At 66.1% G+C, this 17,056-nt stretch carries 17 protein-coding genes; 7 read left to right on the top strand and 10 right to left on the bottom strand.

The genetic code is table 11. The features are described 5' to 3' along the window. Window positions 1–3 precede the first annotated feature (3 nt). The 4 genes from ACIBCN_RS35075 to ACIBCN_RS35090 form a co-directional block, all read right to left on the bottom strand. The gene (locus tag ACIBCN_RS35075) at window positions 4–447 is read right to left on the bottom strand and encodes a response regulator (RefSeq protein ID WP_396996046.1); all 444 of its coding nucleotides are present in this window, start codon (window positions 445–447) and stop codon (window positions 4–6) included. A gap of 51 nt (window positions 448–498) precedes the next feature. Then, window positions 499–2,160: a CHASE3 domain-containing protein gene (locus ACIBCN_RS35080; protein ID WP_396996047.1), complete on the bottom strand. Its 1,662-nt coding sequence runs from the start codon at window positions 2,158–2,160 to the stop codon at window positions 499–501. Then, window positions 2,157–3,449, bottom strand: coding sequence for a PP2C family protein-serine/threonine phosphatase (locus tag ACIBCN_RS35085; RefSeq protein WP_396996048.1), 1,293 nt, complete (start codon window positions 3,447–3,449; stop codon window positions 2,157–2,159). Before ACIBCN_RS35085 ends, ACIBCN_RS35080 begins: the two co-directional genes overlap by 4 nt. A 179-nt stretch (window positions 3,450–3,628) precedes the next feature. After that, on the bottom strand, window positions 3,629–4,234 hold the full coding sequence (locus tag ACIBCN_RS35090) for a hypothetical protein (RefSeq protein ID WP_396996050.1): 606 nt from the start codon (window positions 4,232–4,234) through the stop codon (window positions 3,629–3,631). Window positions 4,235–4,709: 475 nt separating this feature from the next. Between ACIBCN_RS35090 and ACIBCN_RS35095 the strand changes: the two genes are divergently transcribed. Then, complete coding sequence (locus ACIBCN_RS35095) at window positions 4,710–7,274, top strand: MFS transporter (RefSeq protein WP_396996051.1); 2,565 nt, start codon at window positions 4,710–4,712, stop codon at window positions 7,272–7,274. Between the two features lie 172 nt (window positions 7,275–7,446). On the opposite strand, the gene ACIBCN_RS35100 is transcribed toward ACIBCN_RS35095, so the two are convergent. Further along, window positions 7,447–7,737, bottom strand: coding sequence for a hypothetical protein (locus tag ACIBCN_RS35100; protein WP_396996053.1), 291 nt, complete (start codon window positions 7,735–7,737; stop codon window positions 7,447–7,449). 323 nt (window positions 7,738–8,060) lie between these two features. On the opposite strand from ACIBCN_RS35100, the gene ACIBCN_RS35105 reads away from it, so the two are divergent. Continuing rightward, window positions 8,061–9,188, top strand: a complete 1,128-nt coding sequence (locus ACIBCN_RS35105; protein WP_396996055.1) for a glycoside hydrolase family 3 N-terminal domain-containing protein — start codon at window positions 8,061–8,063, stop codon at window positions 9,186–9,188. 85 nt (window positions 9,189–9,273) lie between these two features. Here the strand turns inward: ACIBCN_RS35105 and ACIBCN_RS35110 are convergent, their stop codons facing one another. Then, entirely contained in the window at window positions 9,274–9,777 is a 504-nt protein-coding gene (locus ACIBCN_RS35110; RefSeq protein ID WP_396996057.1) for a DinB family protein, read from the bottom strand. 398 nt (window positions 9,778–10,175) lie between these two features. Here ACIBCN_RS35110 and ACIBCN_RS35115 point away from each other — a divergent pair, with 398 nt between their 5' ends. From ACIBCN_RS35115 to ACIBCN_RS35125, 3 genes are all read left to right on the top strand, one after another. After that, window positions 10,176–10,742 carry a dihydrofolate reductase family protein gene (locus ACIBCN_RS35115; RefSeq protein ID WP_396996058.1) on the top strand — a complete coding sequence of 189 codons (567 nt, stop codon included), beginning with the start codon at window positions 10,176–10,178 and terminating at the stop codon, window positions 10,740–10,742. A gap of 66 nt (window positions 10,743–10,808) precedes the next feature. Next, window positions 10,809–11,891, top strand: coding sequence for a hypothetical protein (locus ACIBCN_RS35120; RefSeq protein WP_396996059.1), 1,083 nt, complete (start codon window positions 10,809–10,811; stop codon window positions 11,889–11,891). Window positions 11,892–11,899: 8 nt separating this feature from the next. Next, the gene (locus ACIBCN_RS35125) at window positions 11,900–13,243 is read left to right on the top strand and encodes a cytochrome P450 (RefSeq protein ID WP_396996061.1); all 1,344 of its coding nucleotides are present in this window, start codon (window positions 11,900–11,902) and stop codon (window positions 13,241–13,243) included. A 36-nt stretch (window positions 13,244–13,279) separates the two neighbouring features. Here the strand turns inward: ACIBCN_RS35125 and ACIBCN_RS35130 are convergent, their stop codons facing one another. Further along, complete coding sequence (locus tag ACIBCN_RS35130; RefSeq protein ID WP_396996062.1) at window positions 13,280–13,948, bottom strand: HAD family hydrolase; 669 nt, start codon at window positions 13,946–13,948, stop codon at window positions 13,280–13,282. Between the two features lie 197 nt (window positions 13,949–14,145). Here ACIBCN_RS35130 and ACIBCN_RS35135 point away from each other — a divergent pair, with 197 nt between their 5' ends. Together ACIBCN_RS35135 and ACIBCN_RS35140 are read left to right on the top strand one after the other, a co-directional pair. Beyond that, window positions 14,146–14,373, top strand: a complete 228-nt coding sequence (locus ACIBCN_RS35135; RefSeq protein WP_396996063.1) for a hypothetical protein — start codon at window positions 14,146–14,148, stop codon at window positions 14,371–14,373. A 218-nt stretch (window positions 14,374–14,591) separates the two neighbouring features. Beyond that, window positions 14,592–15,056: a thioesterase family protein gene (locus tag ACIBCN_RS35140; RefSeq protein ID WP_396996065.1), complete on the top strand. Its 465-nt coding sequence runs from the start codon at window positions 14,592–14,594 to the stop codon at window positions 15,054–15,056. 12 nt (window positions 15,057–15,068) lie between these two features. Here the strand turns inward: ACIBCN_RS35140 and ACIBCN_RS35145 are convergent, their stop codons facing one another. The 3 genes from ACIBCN_RS35145 to ACIBCN_RS35155 form a co-directional block, all read right to left on the bottom strand. Then, window positions 15,069–15,515 carry a nitroreductase family deazaflavin-dependent oxidoreductase gene (locus ACIBCN_RS35145; RefSeq protein ID WP_396996066.1) on the bottom strand — a complete coding sequence of 149 codons (447 nt, stop codon included), beginning with the start codon at window positions 15,513–15,515 and terminating at the stop codon, window positions 15,069–15,071. Between the two features lie 180 nt (window positions 15,516–15,695). Beyond that, window positions 15,696–16,340: a histone deacetylase gene (locus tag ACIBCN_RS35150; protein ID WP_396996067.1), complete on the bottom strand. Its 645-nt coding sequence runs from the start codon at window positions 16,338–16,340 to the stop codon at window positions 15,696–15,698. A gap of 24 nt (window positions 16,341–16,364) precedes the next feature. Beyond that, window positions 16,365–17,030, bottom strand: coding sequence for a class I SAM-dependent methyltransferase (locus ACIBCN_RS35155; protein ID WP_396996068.1), 666 nt, complete (start codon window positions 17,028–17,030; stop codon window positions 16,365–16,367). Window positions 17,031–17,056 lie beyond the last annotated feature (26 nt).

A 17,056-nucleotide genomic window follows, 5' to 3' on the forward strand; every position in this document is an offset into this window, starting at 1 on the left:
AGCTCAGCCCTGCCCAGGAAGCCGGACGACCTGGACGAAGAAGTCGTCGATGTGCTTGATGGCCGCGACGAATTGGTCCAGATCGACCGGCTTCGTCACGTAGGCGTTGGCGTGCAGTTTGTAGCTGCGCAGAATGTCTTCCTCGGCGGCCGACGTGGTGAGCACGACCACCGGGATATGCGCAAGCTCCGGATCCGCCTTGATGCGCTCGAGCACCTGGCGCCCGTCGTATCTCGGCAGATTGAGGTCGAGCAGGATCAGGTCCGGCCGCGGGGCGCCCTCGTGCTCACCCTGCTGATACAAGAAATCCAGGGCCTCCTGACCGTCGTGCGCGACGTGCAGGGTGTTGCCTATCTTGTTGTCCTCGAACGCTTCCCGAGTCATCAATTCGTCGCCGGGGTCGTCCTCCACCAGGAGGATGTCGATGGGCTGGCCGGGAACGGGCAAGAGGAACTCCTGTATTCATCGGGGGTACAGACTAATCGGGGATGGTGCGACTCAGCCGGCGTGGCTCGGCAGGCTCGTTTCGCCGGACGTAGTGGCTTCGACGGGCTTGCTCGTTTCGCCGAGTGCGCTGGTATCCGCAGGCAGCACAGGCGAGTGCAGGGTGAACCAGAAGCGCGTGCCTTCGGTGTATTCGGTATCGAGCCAGATCTTCCCGCCGTGGTGTTCGACGATCTTCTTGCACAGCGCGAGCCCGATGCCGGTGCCGGTGTATTCCTCACGGCTGTGCAACCGCTGGAAAATCACGAAGACCTTCTCCGCGAACTCCGGTGGGATGCCGATCCCGTTGTCCGCCACCGAGAACAGCCAGCCGCCGGTGTCGCCGTCCGCGACACACGCTATGCGGACGGCCGGCGATCGATCGGGTGCCCGGAATTTGATCGCGTTGCCGATCAGGTTCTGCCACAGCATGGTCAGCAGCGTCGGGTCGCCGGTGATCTTGGGTAGTTCGTCCGGGCGTTCCAGCCGCAACTGGGTATCCTCGGCGGCCACCGAGAGATTGGTCATCGCCTTGTCCAGGGGTTGGTCGAGGCCGATCGGCATATTGCCGTCGATGACGCGCCCCACCCGGGAGAAAGTGAGCAGGTCGTTGATCAGCACCTGCATTCGCTTCGCGCCGTCCACCGCGTAGTCGATGTATTGGATCGCGCGCTCGTCGAGTTGGGGGGCGTAGCGCTTTTCCAGCAGCTGACAGAACGCGGCGACCTTGCGCAGCGGTTCTTGCAGATCGTGCGAGGCCACGTAGGCGAACTGCTCGAGTTCGGCGTTGGAGCGGCGCAATTCCGCGGTCTGCGCGTCCAACTCGGCCGTCTGTGCCGCCAGCACCGCCTCCTGGACCCGGGACGACTCCAGCTCGGCGACGACCCGGCGGCGCATGCCCTCCACCGCCTCCGCGACGGTAGCGAGGTCGGCGGGTCCGCGCGCGGTGATGTGATGCTCGAAATCGCCGTCGGCGACGCGCCGGGACGCGGCCTCCAGATAGTCCAGCGGGCGCGCGACCAGCTTGCGCACCAGGATGGTCAGCGCGACCGAGGCGAACAGGAAGGCGATGACGAGTCCGGCCAGCACCGCATCACGCACAGTGCGAGTACTTGTCAGCTCGGCCTGATCTCGGTCGACCTCGGCGGCGAGGTCGATGTTCTGGGTGGCGAACAGGGCGCGGAGGTTGTCGAAGGTTGCCATGCCGCGTGCTGCCGCGAGCTTGTCGACCGCGGCGGGGCCGCGTGCCTGCACGACGGTGATCAGTGGCTCGGCGTAACCGGTGCGCCACTCGGCGGCCGCGCGTTCCACCGCGTCGAGGTCGGCGAGCGGCCGCGGGCGGTCGGCGAGCAGCTCGCGGATCCTGGCCGCGGCCCGCGCCTCGTCCTGAACCCCCTCGGAATAGGGCGCGAGGAACTGATCGTCGCCGCCGATGGCATAGCCGCGAATGCCGGTCTCCTGATTGAGCAGCGCGCCTTGCAGCCGGTAGGTCTCGGCGGTGGCGGGCTGGACCCCGTCGACCATCCGATCGGCGACCCGGTTGGTCTTGCTGAGCTGCTGCGCGCCGATCGCCGTTCCGATGATCACCAAGATCACCATCAGGGCCAGCACGAGCATGAACCAGCCCTGGACGGTCAGTCGACCGGCCACGGACTGTTTCCCGGAGGATGTTGTCATCGATTGTCCTGGTTCAGGTCTCGGTGATTCCACTGCAAGTACATGACCGCCACGTCGTCCTCGAGCCCGCCGTGTGCCTCGGCGAGTTCCTCGGCCCGCCAGATCAACTCGTCGACGAACACCGCGGGTTCGGCGGCGGTGACCGTGCGGGCCAGCTCCAGCAGACCTTCCTCGCCGAGGCGATCCTGGCTTGCGTCGGTGTGGCCCTCGAAGAGTCCGTCGGTGAACAGCATCAGGCCGGAGTCGACGGGCAAGGTGATCTCGTGCACGGACCATTCGGCGCGACCGGGCAGGAAACCGAGTGCGGGGCCGCCGGGAACTTCGACCCAGTCGATGTGGGAACCGGTGCGCAGCAGCATGCCGGGGTGCCCGGCCCTGGTGACCGCGACGCGATGGTCGCACGGGCGCAGGACCAGGCTGGTCAGGGTGGCGAAGGTCTGCTTGCCGGTGCGCTCGGCCAGCAAAACCTCCTCCAGCAGCCGCAACTGCCGGATGCCGAAGATGTCGCTGAGCACCAGGGTGCGCCAGGCCAAGCGCAGCGCCACCCCGGTCGCGGCCTCGTCCGGGCCGTGCCCCGCGACGTCGCCGATCAGCGCGTGCACGGTGCCGTCGGCCTGCTGCACCACGTCGTAGAAGTCGCCGCCCAGCAGGGTGTTGGCCCGGCCGGGGCGGTAGCGCGCCACGATGTCGACCGAGCGTTCGCCGCGCAGCAGTGGCGTTGGCAACAGGCCGCGTTCGAGTCGCGCGTTCTCCCGCGCACGCATCTGGCTGGTCCGCAGCGCCGCCGACGCGCGCTCGGCCTGTTTCCGCTGGATGGCGTAACGCAGTGCGCGGCTGAACAATTCGGGTTCGACCCGGCCTTTGACGAGATAATCTTGGGCGCCCGCCGCCACCGCGGCCAGCCCGATCTGCTCCTGGTCCAGCCCGGTGAGCACGATGACCGCCACCTGGTCGGTGTACTCGCGCACCGCGGCCAGCGCCTCCAGTCCTTGCGCGTCGGGTAAATGCAGGTCGAGCAGCACACAGTCGGGTAGCTGCTGCGCGAGCAGCGTGCGCGCCTCGGCCGCGGACCGCACCCACCGCATCGGCAGGCCCGGCGCGCCATCGGCGATCAGTTCCTCGACAAGCAGCGCGTCGCCTTGATCGTCCTCGACCAGTAACACCGACAACTCCGGCCAACTCCAGACGGCGGCACGGTCTGGTTGGCGCTCAGGAATCGGTGCTTCTGCGCGGGCCCTGCCGTCACCGTCGCCGAGAAGGCCTGTCTGCCCACTCTGCCCGGAAAGCATCGACTCCGGTCTCCTTCCATCCGCGTCGACCTACTCGGTCGTCGTCAAATGCGACAAACGCGGAGTACCCACATTCGTTCGGCACACCCTCAGGGCCTTGTACCTCGCGACGTGCCAACATTACCGTCCCGGCGGGCACGGACGAGCCTTACCCGCCCGTGGCAGGCGTCGCGGATGGCTTACCGGGGCCGCCAGGTGGTGAAGTCGAATTCGAGGTATTGCTCAGCGGCGGAGGGGATGTGGGTGAGCGTGAGGTCGGCCAGGTTGCCCTGGTCGGTTTGCACGCACAGGTGGCTGCCGGTGGGCAGGTGGTAGGTGTTGGCGAGGGTTTTGGTCCAGGCGGCGGGCAGGATCGTGGTGCAGCGGTCCGGGCCCGCGGCCGCGGCCGCGTCGTCGCGGGGGATGGCGAAGCGGGCGTTGCCGTTGGTCATGGCGTTGAGGGAGTCGCCGGTTTTGGACGGGCTGATATCCACACCGAGTTGGTTCTGATCGTGGACCTGTCCGGTGTCCAAGTCGATTCCCTCGACATTGGCGATCTGCTGGTGTCCTTGGGCGAGCGGGGGCGGCGCGGTGGTCGTCGGTAGCGCGGAGGGGGTCGGAATCGGTGGACTGTTCGGCGTCGGCGTCGATGAGTTCGAGCCCGCGCATTGGGCGACGCCGATGAAAATGGTGACGACGGTCCCGACGCTGCCCACGACGGTCCAGAAGAGCGCCGATTTCCAGAAGGGTGTCGGGGCGGTTCCGCCGCGATTGTTGTTCCGGGACGCGGGCTCGTTTTCGGACATCTGTTTGCTTCCCCCTGTCGTCGAATGTTGGCCGAAACCCACGACAGGGCATACCGCAGCCCACGCCGCAGAAGCTTGTCCCGCACTCGGCGAGACACGAAAGACCTTACATAGCAGGCGGCTATCCCGGCGTGGCTTTCTAGGAACCCCCACCCCGCGGTGGAAACTCCATTGCGTGCCGCTGTATTGTTCGCGTTAGCAACTAGTTGCGCAGGTCTGGTGAGAGTGCTGGCGAAAATGGGGAGGGGCCACGCCCGTTGGCGGCCCGCAGCGCACCGGTAAGCTCGCCGAACTGTCGCACCGCTGAGAGTTTTACCAGCAGTAGTTAGAGCAGATCGCTTATGGCACATGGCTTGGCCGCGCGCTGAGCCGACCCGATCGACGGCCCTGCATCGGTATTCGTGGCGACCGGCGAACGGATGCGCGTGTTCGAGGAAAAACGCTGACAACGCAGCCGACCAGAATTAGGGCGCACATGACGAATTCCACCACCCAGGCAACGCCGCCGGGCCTGGAAGCGGGCGCGAGCACCGCACTGTCGCACCGGCAGATCTTGACCATCCTGTCCGGTCTGCTGCTCGGCATGTTCCTGGCCGCCCTCGACCAGAACATCGTCAGCGTGGCGATCGTCAAGATCTCCAACAGCTTGCACGGCTTCGACGAACAGGCCTGGGCGACAACGGCTTACCTGATCACTGCGACTATCACCACGCCGCTGTACGGCAAGCTGGCCGACATCTACGGGCGTAAGCCGTTCTACCTCACGGCGATCGGGCTGTTCATCATCGGCTCGGTGGCGTGTACCTTCGCCACCTCCATGTATGAACTCGCCGGGTTCCGCGCGTTCCAGGGCCTCGGGGCCGGCGGCCTGATGTCGTTGGCGTTCACCATCGTCGGCGACATCGTGCCCGCCCGCGAACGGGTGCGTTACCAGGGCTATTTCATGATGGTCTTCGGTTTCGCCACGGTGCTCGGCCCGGTGCTCGGCGGCTTCTTCTCCGATCTCGACACGTTCGGCGGCATCGCGGGCTGGCGCTGGGTGTTCCTGGTGAACGTGCCGGTCGGTGTGCTCGCGTGGCTCGTGGTCGCCAGGGTGCTGAATGTGCCGCACCAGCGCCAGAATCATCGCATCGACTGGCTCGGCGCCGTGACGCTGACGATCTGCACCGTGCCCTTGCTCGTCGTCGCCGAGCAGGGCAGGCACTGGGGGTGGGAATCGCATCGGTCGCTGCTCTGCTACGGGGTGGGCGCGGGCGGGCTGCTGCTGTTCTTGCTCGTCGAGTTCCTGATGAAGGACGCGGCGCTGATTCCGTTGCGGCTGTTCAAGAGTTCGACGTTCAGCGTGACCATCCTCGGCGGCTTCATCGTCGGCATCGCCATGTTCGGCGCCATCACCATGGTTCCGCAGTATTTCCAAGTGGTGCGCGGGTTCACCCCGACTCACGCCGGTCTGCTGATGTTGCCGCTGGTGCTCGGCATCACCGCCGGTTCGCAGCTCGGCGGCCGGATCACCAAGTGGACCGGTCGCTACAAGATCCTGCCCGTGGCAGGCACTTTCATCACCGCGACCGGCTCGGCGCTGTTCGCGCAGGTGCACTACGACAGCGTGCTGTGGCAGCCGCTGGCGTACTGCGCGGTGATCGGGCTCGGCCTCGGTTTCTGTATGCAGACGCTGGTCATCGCGGCGCAGAACGCCGGTCCGCGTTCGGATATGGGTGTGTCCACGGCGGCGGCGACCTTCTTCCGGCAGATGGGCGGCACCCTCGGAGTCGCGGTGTTCCTGACGATTCTGTTCAATCTGTTGCCGAACAAGATCATCGACGCGTTCGGCGGGGAGTTGCCGCCCGGGTTCGATGCCGGACAGCTCAGCAGTATGCAGAGCAACACCACCGGCATCGAGGCACTGCCCGAGGAACTGAAGACGCCGATCCTGATCGGCTTCACCGAGTCCATGCATGGTGTGTTCTATGTGGCCGCGGCGGTGGCGCTGCTGGCCTGCTTCGTCCTGATGTTCATGAAAGAGATCCCGCTGCAAGATGATCCAGCTCCCGTCGCGGCGCGGGTGAAACCGCCGGTCGTGGAGTCGAGCTGGGACGAGGATCAGATCTGGGAAAGTGCCGCGCAGGTGCTGTCCGAACCAGAACCGGTACTGGCCGGTGCCGTCGCCAGGCACGCCGATCACCACGGATCGCACCAGTTCGCCATGGCGGCAACAGGTTCCACGGTGACCGTGCTCGACTCGGTGGAGGGCTTCGAAGGATACGGCGACGGTGCCATCGGCGGGCGGATCCGCCGGGAGAACGGTCACCCGGTGCCCGACGCCGCGCTCACCCTGATCGACCAACGCGGACACCAGGTTTCGCGCGCGACCGGCGACACCGACGGCGGCTACGTCATCGACGTGCCCGAAAGCGGCAGCTATGTGCTGATCATCTCCGCGACCGGCCATCAACCGGCGGCGGTGACCGTCGCGGTCGGCCAGCGTGCCCAGCACCTCGACCTCACCCTGCTCGGTTCCGGCGAGCTGTCCGGCATCGTCCGCTCGGCCGCCCGCGGCACCCCCCTCTACGGTGCCACCATCACCCTCACCGACCTGCGCGGCGAAGTCGTCGGCGCGGCAACCACCACCGCCGACGGCCGCTACACCTGCCACGGGATCGTCTCCGGCACATACACCTTGGTCGCCGTGGCCGAACACATGCGCCCCAACGCCAGCACCCTCACCGTCCCCGACGCGGGCCTGCTCCGCCACGACATCGACATGTCGCCCATGGCCGTCCTCGTCGGCTCCGCCCTCGCCGAAGACGGCCGCCCCGTCCCCGACGCCCAGATCAGCGTCCTCAACACCACCGGCGACCTGACCGCCACCGCCCGCACCGACGACAACGGCCGCTACCTCGTCACCGACCTCCCCCAAGGCCAATACACCGTAGTAGCCCGCGGCTACCCCCCAACCACCAGCCAAATAACCGTTGCGGGCGGCGAAGTCAACCACGACGTAAAACTCGGCTACCAACTAGACGACTCCCCGCACCCTTGATACAGGGGGTTCCGTAGCGAGCCCGCACTGTCATCGACCAAGGAATCCGATCCCGAGAGGCAGTGCGGATTCGGCAGTTCAGGGTCCCGCTGCGGGGGTGCCCATCCGGATCGGGCGCCAGCGGGAGCGATACCTGCGGTCAAGGCGCCGCCGGTACTGGTCTGGGTTGGGGTCAGCTGGCGAGGTGGCGTTTCAGGGTGGTCGTGGAGGCGATCGAGAAGCTTAAGGCCAACAGCCACAACAGGATGTCTGCGGTGTAGGTCAGGGTGAGGGGGACGTTGAAATAGGTGAGATCGTTGTGCGGTGTCACCAGGGTGTGGTTGGTGAACCGCAGACTGCGGTGGCCGGTGTAGGCGAAGTAGACTTTTGCGATTTGCGCCGTGAGGGACAGGGCGGCGAGAGCGGTGACGCAGACGGACAGAGTGTGTGCGGTTCGCGAGCGCTGTGCGAGAAAGACCGACATCCCTCCCACTGCTATTGCTACCGCGGCGATTACGAGATCGGCGATGGTGTGGGGTGTCAGTGATTCCCGTATCGGTAGTGGCGAAAGGCGGAGTGCCACATTCGCTGTTAATGCCAGGGCGCAGAGCACTGTTCGTGATCTGCTCAATGTCGACGCGGTGTGTGGCGCGAGGGTATCCACGGCCGACAGGGTAGTTGTGCTGGGCGTGTGCGCGGGTGTCATTTGTTGCAGGCGCTGGACCAGTTCCCTGGGGAGGGACGGGGGCTCGCGTTGTGCCGTTCGATGCGCGACCATTGACTTGCGTGGGGTGGAAGGAGTTGGGGATGTCGAAGCTCGCCATCGGTTTCCGTCGCTGGCATGCCCGTTTGGCTGCCGTTCTGGTGTGTGTGCTCGTGGCTGCGGTGCAGGTGGCCGGGGTTTCTGGCCCGGCGGCACGGGCTGCGGGTCTGACGCCGCAGCAGTTGGCTGGGCAGCGGGTGATCTATTCGTATTCGGGACTGGTCCCGCCGCCGGCCTTGGTCGACGCCATCCGCGACGGCCGGGCCGCCGGGGTGATCTTCTTCGGGGAGAACATTTCCAGTACGGCTCAGATCGCCGGGGTGATCGGGCAGTTGCGGCAGGCGCAGGCGCAAAGTCCGATCCACGTGCCGCTGTTGTTGATGACCGACCAGGAGGGCGGGATCGTGCGGCGGCTGCCGGGGGATCCGGTGTTGTCGGCGAAACAGGTTGGCCAGTCCGCCGATCCGTTGGCCGCGGCCGTCGAGGCGGGTTTCGGTGCGGGGCGCACTTTGCGCGGTGTGGGGATGAACGTCAATCTCGCTCCGGTGCTTGATGTTTACGACACCCCCGGCAATTTCATCGACCGCTTCCAACGCTCCTTCAGCAACGACCCCGCCGCGGTGACCGCGCTCGGGCTGGCGTTCACCACCGCGCAACAGGCCACCGGAGTCGCCGCCACCGCCAAGCATTTCCCCGGCCTCGGCTCGGCACCCAGGGATCAGAACACCGACACCGGCCCGGTCACCCTCCCCGTGAGCGCGTCCAAGCTACGTTCGGCCGACGAGTTCCCTTACCCGCCAGCGATATTCGCCAGGGTGAAGCTGGTCATGCTGTCCTGGGCGATCTACCCGGCCCTCGATCCCGACCGCCCCGCCGGACTGTCGCCCGCGATCGTCGATCAGGAACTACGCGGCCGCAACGGCTTCGGCGGCGTCACCATCACCGACGCCATCGAGGCGGGTGCGCTGGACTCGTTCGGCACCACCGGACAGCGCGCCACGTCCGCCGCGGCTGCGGGCATGGATCTCATCCTGTGCTCGGCCCGCGACATCGGCCAAGGCGAGAGCGCCACGTCCGCCCTGGCCGACGCCTACACCAGCGGCCAACTCGATCCCACCGCCTTCACCGCCGCCGTCGATCGAGTCACCGCGCTACGCGCCGGACTTCCCTGATCAGCCAAATCCGTTCACGCCGAACCTGATCGACACCCTCTGGTCAGCTATGGGCAGAGCTGATCATGGCTTGGTGCCGCCGAATTCACGAGGCCGGTTGCCGAGGTACGGGCTGGTCGATCTGTTCGCGGAGGATGTCGACGTGACCGGCGTGCCGGGCGAACTCTTCGATCATGGCGAGCAGCGTCCAGCGCATGCTGACGGTGCCTTCGCGGGGATTGTCTTTGGTGTCGTCGAGGGCGAAGCGGGCGGCGATCTCCCGTGATCGCTGGCTTGCGCGCTCGAACTCGGCGATTACGTCGGCCAGCGACTCGTCGGCGGTGACGGCGAAGGTGCCCTCGTCTCGGCGCGAGTATCCGTCGCATTCGGATTCGTCGAGTCCCGCCCAGAACCGCTGGAACCAGATCCGTTCCGCCGCGGCGGCATGTTTGATCACCGAGATCGGTGTCGTCAGCGAGGCAACGAGTCGTCGGCGGGCGTCGGCCTCGGAGAGGCCGCGTGCGGTCGCGATGAGTGCTTCGCGATTGTGGTCGAGCGTGTTCTCGATGATCGCACGCTCGGTTCCGATGGTAATTCGTTTGGTAATCAAGGACTTTCACTCCATTCCAGGGCAGGTTGCGGACCGGGCCGACGGCATCGGTCCGGACGATCGAGAGGGATTTCGAAGAGGGGCGTTCCGTGACGGAGGCGAACGGGGCGTGTACTGCGTTCGCCGCGAAATGCGCACTGAGGCGGGAGATGCGGGCAGATTCACACCGCAGCCAAGGGCGGTCAGCTCCGAAGGACTCGATGCCGCCTAGCGACAAGTATCGCACAGCACGACGCAGCAGCAGATCCGGCGACGTGGCACCCCGACGACCCCGCGTCGCTGGTGTTCAGTAGATACCGAAAAAATCTGTAGGTGATCTGATGTCGAGAATGTCGCGCTGGCTCCGTCCCAGGGGTATAGCGGCCACAACGGCCGCGTGACCAAGGAGGATCACCGCCATGCGCAAGCTCATCGTCCAGCAGTGGGTTACCGTCGACAACATCGCCGCGGAGGAGGACGGTGGGCTCAGCTTCGTGTCCGGGGAGCCGTTTTCCGAGAAGTCCGACCCCGCGTTCAAGGCCAGCGTGATGGGGGTCATCGACTCGGTCGACACCATGATTCTCGGCGCGAAAACCTACGCCGAGTCCAAGGACTACTGGCCGCACGCCGAGGAACAAGGCGAATACGGCGAGAAGCTCAACAACCTCACCAAGTTCGTCGCCTCCTCGACCCTCGATGACGCGCCCTGGGGCGAGTTTCCCGCCGCGACCGTGACGCGCGACCCGGCCGCCACCATCCGCGAGCTCAAAGCGCAACGCGGCAAGGACATCTGGTTGTGGGGCAGCCTGACACTCATGCAGTCCCTGCTCGACGCCGGCCTCGTCGACGAAGTCCACATGCGGGTCTGCCCGGCCACCCGCGGCAAGGGCAGGCGCGTCTTCCAGGATCGGCAAGACCTGAAGGTGCTCGAGGCCACCGCATTCGACAACGGCGTGGTACAGCTGCGCTACGAGATCAAGAAATAACGCGAAAATTATACTGCTACAACGTGGTCCGCCCACTCGCGATCCTCGGTCGAGGATGATGTATTCATGATCGAATCGACCGGTACCCCTGTGGGCTCGTCGGCGCCACCGGAATCTCGGCCTCCGGTGGCGGAGATTCCGTTCCCGATCAGGCTCAACCCGCACGCCGCCGCGGCCGGGCGACATCATCTCCAATGGATGACAGCAATGGGATTGGTGTCCGCCGCGGACGAAAGAGCGAGGCTCGAACGCTGGGAACTGGGGACCGTCGTCGCCTATCTGTTCCCCGACGCCGAACCCGAGGCGCTGAACCTGCTGACCGACTGGAACGGGTACTGGGCAATCTATGACGATCAATTCGAGACCGCCGCGGGCCCACAGCCTGCCATGGTCGCCGCCATCGTCGACATGACGCTCGCGGTGCTGTACGCACGGCCAGGCGAGAACCCCTTCCCGAGCGCGCCGTTCTGTAATGCCCTCAGCGACATGATCGGCCGTATCGCCGACACTGCGGTCACGACCGCCTGGCTCGAGCACCTGCGCAGGACCGTGCACGGCATGCTGGCCGGATTTCTCCAGCAGGTCCTCGACCACGCGCAAGGCGTTGTCCTCGACCACGACGCACTGATCCTGCGCCGCCGAGCCGACATCGCCATGCAGCACGACTACGACCTCATCGCCGTCTCCCGGGGCTGGGCGCCTCCCGAATCGGTGCTCACCACCGATACCTTCACTCGTCTGCACAACGCCCTGCACGACGCGATGACCATGCTCAACGACGCGTACTCGGCCTACCGGGACCGGCCGATCTTCGCCCGCAACTACAACACGGTGCTACAGCTCGAGCGATCGGGCATGTCAGCTCGGCAAGCCCGCGCCGAAACCGGCCGCCGCGTCCAACAATGCGTCGGCGACTACCTCGATACCAAGCGGTCCGTTCCTGAACTGCTGGACCTACTCGGACTGGACACCCGCACCCGAGCGGGCGTCCTGCAATACCTCACCGATGTCGAAACCCTTTTTGCCGGAGCCGATCTGATCCAGCGCCTGTCCGACCGATACAGCCCCGAGGCGCGGTATTCCGACGCGGCACCCACCCATGTCGCGGACTGGGAATTCGCCCGCCACGCCAGACTTCTCCGAAGGTGAGCATGGATATGAAAATCGAGGTACCCCGCGCGCCCGGCGCGATCCCGCTCCTCGGGCACAGTGTGTCGCTGCTGAACAATCCGCTGGAGTTCCTGCTGTCCCTACCCGCGCACGGTGACCTGGTCCGGATGAATTTAGGTCCGGCCTCCGTCGTTGTGGTGTGCAGCCCGGAGCTGACCCAACAGCTGCTGCGCGAGGATCACGTGTTCGACAAGGGGGGACCGCTGTTCGAGCGCGGCAGGGAGGCAATGGGAAACGGCCTCGGCACCTGCCCGCACTCGATGCATCGTCGTCAGCGCCGATTGATCCAGCCTGCTTTTCAGCGCAGTCGCCTCGCTGACTACGCGGCGCTGATGAGCGATCGAATCGCCGCGCTCACCGACTCCTGGCAGGACGGACAGGTCCTCGATATGTATGCCGAGATGCTGAAACTCTCCTCGGCCGTCACCGCTGCCACGCTGTTCGCCAGTACCGTGCCCGAGGGCGACCTGCGTCGAATGACCGATGACGTCACTGTCATTGCCGAGGGTGCGCTGCGGCGGACGCTGCTCCCGCCGCCGCTGGACCGGGCGCCCATTCCTGGAAATCGGGCGTTCATCCGAGCCACCACCAACATGCGCCGCGACGTCGCCACCATCATCGATGCTCGCCGCGCCGCGGGCACCTCGCACAACGATCTGCTTTCGGCGCTGCTGGCCACCCGCGGTGATATCGATGGCGACGGTGGATTGAGCGATACCGAGATCACCGACCAGATCCTTACCTTTTTTCTGGCCAGCACCGAAACCACCGCCACTGTGCTGGCATGGGCGTTGTACATACTCGACCGGCATCCCGAGATCGCTGATCGCGTGCGCACCGAGGTCGACAGTGTCCTCGGCGGCCGGTGCGCCCGTTATGACGACCTGACCCGCCTCGGACTGACCGGTCGCGTCATCACCGAGTGCCTGCGGCTGTATTCGCCCGCCTGGTTTCTCACCCGGGTGGTGAATATCGACACCGAATTAGGCGGCTACGCGTTGCCCGCGGGGACCCCGATCGCGTACAGCCCCTACCTCATTCACCACCGCGAAGACCTGTACCCGCACCCCGAGCGATTCGACCCCGACCGGTGGGATCCGGCGATCGCCACCCCGCCACCCCGCCCAGCATTCATTCCCTTCGGCGACGGCGCCCGCAAATGCATAGGCGACATTTTTGCCCTCACCGAAACAACCCTGGCATTGGCAACCATCAGCGGTCGTTGGCAATTACATACCCTGACCGACCGCGAGATCCGACCCCGCCTCGGTACCGTCATTCACCCTCGCAAACTACATATGCGCCTGACCTCGGCCGGTAGGCTTCGGTAAGTATTCAGCTCCGCAGGCGCGGGATCACTCCGTTGCTCAGAGCAGACGCGCGATCGGGCTGTCCTCGAGTTGGCGCAACAGCTGCGCGACGTCGTCGCAAACGAATGTCGCGCCCTCGTCCTCGAGTTCGGCCCGCGAGATTCCGCCGCTGAGCACACCGACGGCCGGCACGCCGACGGCGGCGCTGGCCCGGATGTCCCAGACCGTGTCGCCGACGAAGACCGCCCGTTCCGCGGGGACACCGGCCCGATCGAGCGCGATCTGCACGATGGTCGGATCGGGTTTGGCGGTCTCGACATCCTCGCCGCCGGTCACCGCGTACAGCACGGACTCGCTGTCGAGCAGTTTGCGCAGCAGGGACAGCTCGTCCTCGGGCGCGGACGTGGCGAGCACGACGCGCAGGCCGCGGGCGTGCAGCGCCGCCAACGCCTCCCTGGCGCCGGGCAGCAAGGTCAGCTCGTCGGCGCCGTCCAGGTAGAAGCGAGAGTGCAGGTCGTCGGCACGATCCGTGGCGGCATCGGACAGGTCGCCTGCCAGGGTCTGGATCAGCGCGTCGCCGTCCATGCCGATGGCGCGGTGAATGCGCCAGGTCGGCACGGTGGCGCCTGCCTCGCGAAACGCCCGGTGCCAGGCCCTGGCATGCAGGTAATTGGAGTCGACGAGGGTGCCGTCGATATCGAAAAGAACCGCTGCGGGATCGGGCAAAAGAGGACTCCTTCGCTCTGGCCGGTGTTGTCCGTCCTGCACACGATCTACCCCGTAAGCGCCGGTCGAACCGTTCGCCTGTCGGTATGGGTTGGCTCATGTCGCGAATCGACACGCCACAGTACAAATTCATTGGCGATGAAATTGGGGGCACCCGGGTACGCAACACCCGCGGCTCGGGCGGCGATTAGTCCATCATGATCACTCGCAAAATTATGGCCGGCGGATTGCTTTGCGCCGCCTCGCTTTTCATCGCCGCCCCGTCCGCCCAAGCCGGAACGGGTAGTTCGTCGCTCGGATCGCTGATCAATGTCGGCTGCCTCCTGCAATCGCTGTCCGCCCAGTCGCCGACCGCCGACTGCCATCCGCCGTCGATCCCGGCCGCCGGAATCGCAGACGCGGTATCCGAGCCCGCCGTCCACTAGGTCGTGGCGCTCTGAGTGCCGCATACCTGCTCAGAGACGTCGGTCGTTTACCGACCCCTTTTGAGTCGCGTCGAATAGCGCGGCGCCCTGCGCGGATGCCCAAAGGGGTTACCCAAGAACCCCTTTCGGGCATGGTGGAGATGACAGCAGTTGCACCAAGCAAGTGCTTGGTTGTACTTTTGGGCAAGTAACTGCTGACAGCGTGGGGAAGGGGCGGTTTGCGGACCCTCGAATGTGACGTCGATGCGACGTGGATCGACATCAACAACCATATGAATGCCCAGTATTACGGGATCGTGGTCTACCGCGCCCATGCCGCGTTCACGGACGCCCTCGGCCTCGGTGACGAGTACGTCCGGACGACAGGGTTCGGGAAGGTCGTCGTGCAGACCGCCATGACCTATGAACGAGAGGTACTGCACGGGTCGCGGCTGGCCGTCGATTCCTGGTTGCTGGGTGTGGATGCCAAGCGGCTGCACTTCTTTCACGAAGTGCGCAATCTCGGCGACGGGACCCGGGTGGCCGTGTCCGAGCAGTTGGACCTGCACGTCGACCTCGGGACGAGAAGAACCGCTCCGATGCCCGCCGACCTCCGCACCCGGCTCACGCATTTCGCGGCCGAACAGCGGGCGGCGGGCCATCCCGACGGCGTGGGGCGCACCATCAGGTTCCCGCCGGGCTGACCGCGCACAAGGTCAGTCCTGCGGAGTGAGCAGGACGATCGGGATTTCGCGGTCGGTCTTCTGTGCGTACTCGTCGTACAGGGGGAAGATGCGCGCCATCTGGCGCCACAGCGGCCCGCGCTCGTCCGGCGTCGCGACCCGGGCGCGCGCGGTGAACCGACGGTCGCCGACCTGCACGCCGACGCTCGGGTCCGCCAGTAGGTTCTTGAACCACGCGGGATTTTCGTCGGCGCCGGCATCGGAGGCAACGACGACGAAGTCCGTGCCCGCGGTGCCGTAGATCAGGCACGTGCGGCGCGCAACGCCGGTCCGGCGTCCGGTCGTGGCGAGAATGAGCGTGTAGATGCCGTTCGACTCGTGTCCCTCGGCACCATTCGAGGCAAGATATGTACGAGTCTGCTCGGCGACCCAGTCCGCCTGCGAGTCGGTGGCGTGGTCGAGGTCAGCGGCGATAGCCATGATCGAAAGTCCTTTCTGGAGGTGCTTATGCCTCAGGGACGGAGCTGGCGAACTGTTCTCGACACCCTCTCGTATATGACGGCCATCACAGTACCGGCGACAAATGTGCTCACGCTGAACCTGATCGGCGACCCAGTCGGTCCGAGATGCTCTGCTCGAGCTCGCACGTGTCTACCTCGGTCAGGTGGCGAGGAGGGCGGCGAGGGTTTCCGGGGTCCAGGTGTGGTTGGCGCCGGGGCGGGTGGCGAGGTAGGTGGCGGTGGTTTCGATTGTCCAGCGGTGGGATTCGATGAGGCCTGCGGCCAGGTGGCGTAAATAGGTGGGGGCGGGGGAGTTTCCAGGGAGGTCGGTGTGGCGCCAGGGGGCGGTGCAGGTGAGGATCGGGCGGTTCTCGAATGTTCCCGCGTAGGAGAGGGTTTCGTAGCGGCCGGGGCCGAGTAGGGCGCGGCCGTTGGTGATTGCTTCGGTCAGGTCGAGATCTGTGTCGGGTAGGCGGTACATCTCTTGGGCGGCGATGTCGGAGAACTGGGCAACTGTGAGCAGGTAGGCGCGGGCGGCGGTCTGGCCCGGTCCGTCGGGGTCGTAGAAGGCCCGTCCGCCGGTCCATATCAACGATTCGGTGGCGAAATAGAGCAGGCCCGGGAGCATGAGGGGGACCGAGCGGGCGGGCTCTGCGGGATCGCGGCAGCCGGGCACCGTCCGTGCCCCACCTTCCGGCGTACCTCCGGTGAGGTAGCACCGGAGGCGACTCAGGTGCATGTTCGATCCGTACGCCGCATACCAGACCAGGTCGTCGGCGGCACCGCCCGCGCCGTTCTCGATCACCCCACCATCCTGCCGTGCGAAAGTTCAGCCGTGCTGGAACACCGCGCGCCATCGGGTGAATCCTGGCCGACCGGCGGGGGATACCTGTTCGACGCGGATCGAGCGGAGATCGCCGACCGCGAACGCGTCGATCTCGGACCGGGTGAGCGGCCACGGCGGCCCGTCCACCTCCGCGGCTTCCTCGCGAATTCCCGCGATGACCACCAGCTCGCCGCCGGGTGCCACCATCCGCGCGACGTTCGCGGTCGCCACCGCACGCAACGAGACGGGCATCGACTGCACGGTGATCGACTCGACGACCAGATCGAACGCACCCGCCCACGCGGCGGGTGGGTCGAGCAGGTCGGCTACCACATAGTCCACCGGGGAATCGGGGAAACGTTCGCGCGCGGTGCGTATCGCGGTCTCCGCGATATCGAACCCGGTCGTCTCGAAGCCAAGCGCGGCGAGGTGCTCGGCATCGCGGCCCAGCCCGCAGCCGACCACCATCGCCCGCATCCCGCCGTTGGCCCGCTCATGCCGCTCGAGCCAGTCGACCAGCAGCTCGTTCGGTTCCATCGCGTCCCACGGCACCACCGCCGCACCATCGGCCGCCGCCGCGTACAGCCGCTCGAACCATCCTGTTGGATCATCTTGCCGCAGCGACTCGGTAGCCAGCCGGGTCGCATCCGCATCACGAGAATCGGTCACCCGCCGAGTCTGTCAGGCGCCTCCGG

Source organism: Nocardia sp. NPDC051052 (assembly GCF_044456045.1).
Taxonomy (GTDB): Bacteria; Actinomycetota; Actinomycetes; order Mycobacteriales; family Mycobacteriaceae; genus Nocardia.

Bases quoted from the DNA above. Each gene is read 5' to 3' on its own strand.
- ACIBCN_RS35080 (WP_396996047.1), bottom strand. From the start codon at position 2,160: ATGACAACATCCTCCGGGAAACAGTCCGTGGCCGGTCGACTGACCGTC.
- ACIBCN_RS35085 (WP_396996048.1), bottom strand. From the start codon at position 3,449: ATGCTTTCCGGGCAGAGTGGGCAGACAGGCCTTCTCGGCGACGGTGAC.
- ACIBCN_RS35090 (WP_396996050.1), bottom strand. From the start codon at position 4,234: ATGTCCGAAAACGAGCCCGCGTCCCGGAACAACAATCGCGGCGGAACC.
- ACIBCN_RS35095 (WP_396996051.1), top strand. From the start codon at position 4,710: ATGACGAATTCCACCACCCAGGCAACGCCGCCGGGCCTGGAAGCGGGC.
- ACIBCN_RS35100 (WP_396996053.1), bottom strand. From the start codon at position 7,737: ATGTCGGTCTTTCTCGCACAGCGCTCGCGAACCGCACACACTCTGTCC.
- ACIBCN_RS35105 (WP_396996055.1), top strand. From the start codon at position 8,061: ATGTCGAAGCTCGCCATCGGTTTCCGTCGCTGGCATGCCCGTTTGGCT.
- ACIBCN_RS35115 (WP_396996058.1), top strand. From the start codon at position 10,176: ATGCGCAAGCTCATCGTCCAGCAGTGGGTTACCGTCGACAACATCGCC.
- ACIBCN_RS35120 (WP_396996059.1), top strand. From the start codon at position 10,809: ATGATCGAATCGACCGGTACCCCTGTGGGCTCGTCGGCGCCACCGGAA.
- ACIBCN_RS35125 (WP_396996061.1), top strand. From the start codon at position 11,900: ATGAAAATCGAGGTACCCCGCGCGCCCGGCGCGATCCCGCTCCTCGGG.
- ACIBCN_RS35135 (WP_396996063.1), top strand. From the start codon at position 14,146: ATGATCACTCGCAAAATTATGGCCGGCGGATTGCTTTGCGCCGCCTCG.
- ACIBCN_RS35145 (WP_396996066.1), bottom strand. From the start codon at position 15,515: ATGGCTATCGCCGCTGACCTCGACCACGCCACCGACTCGCAGGCGGAC.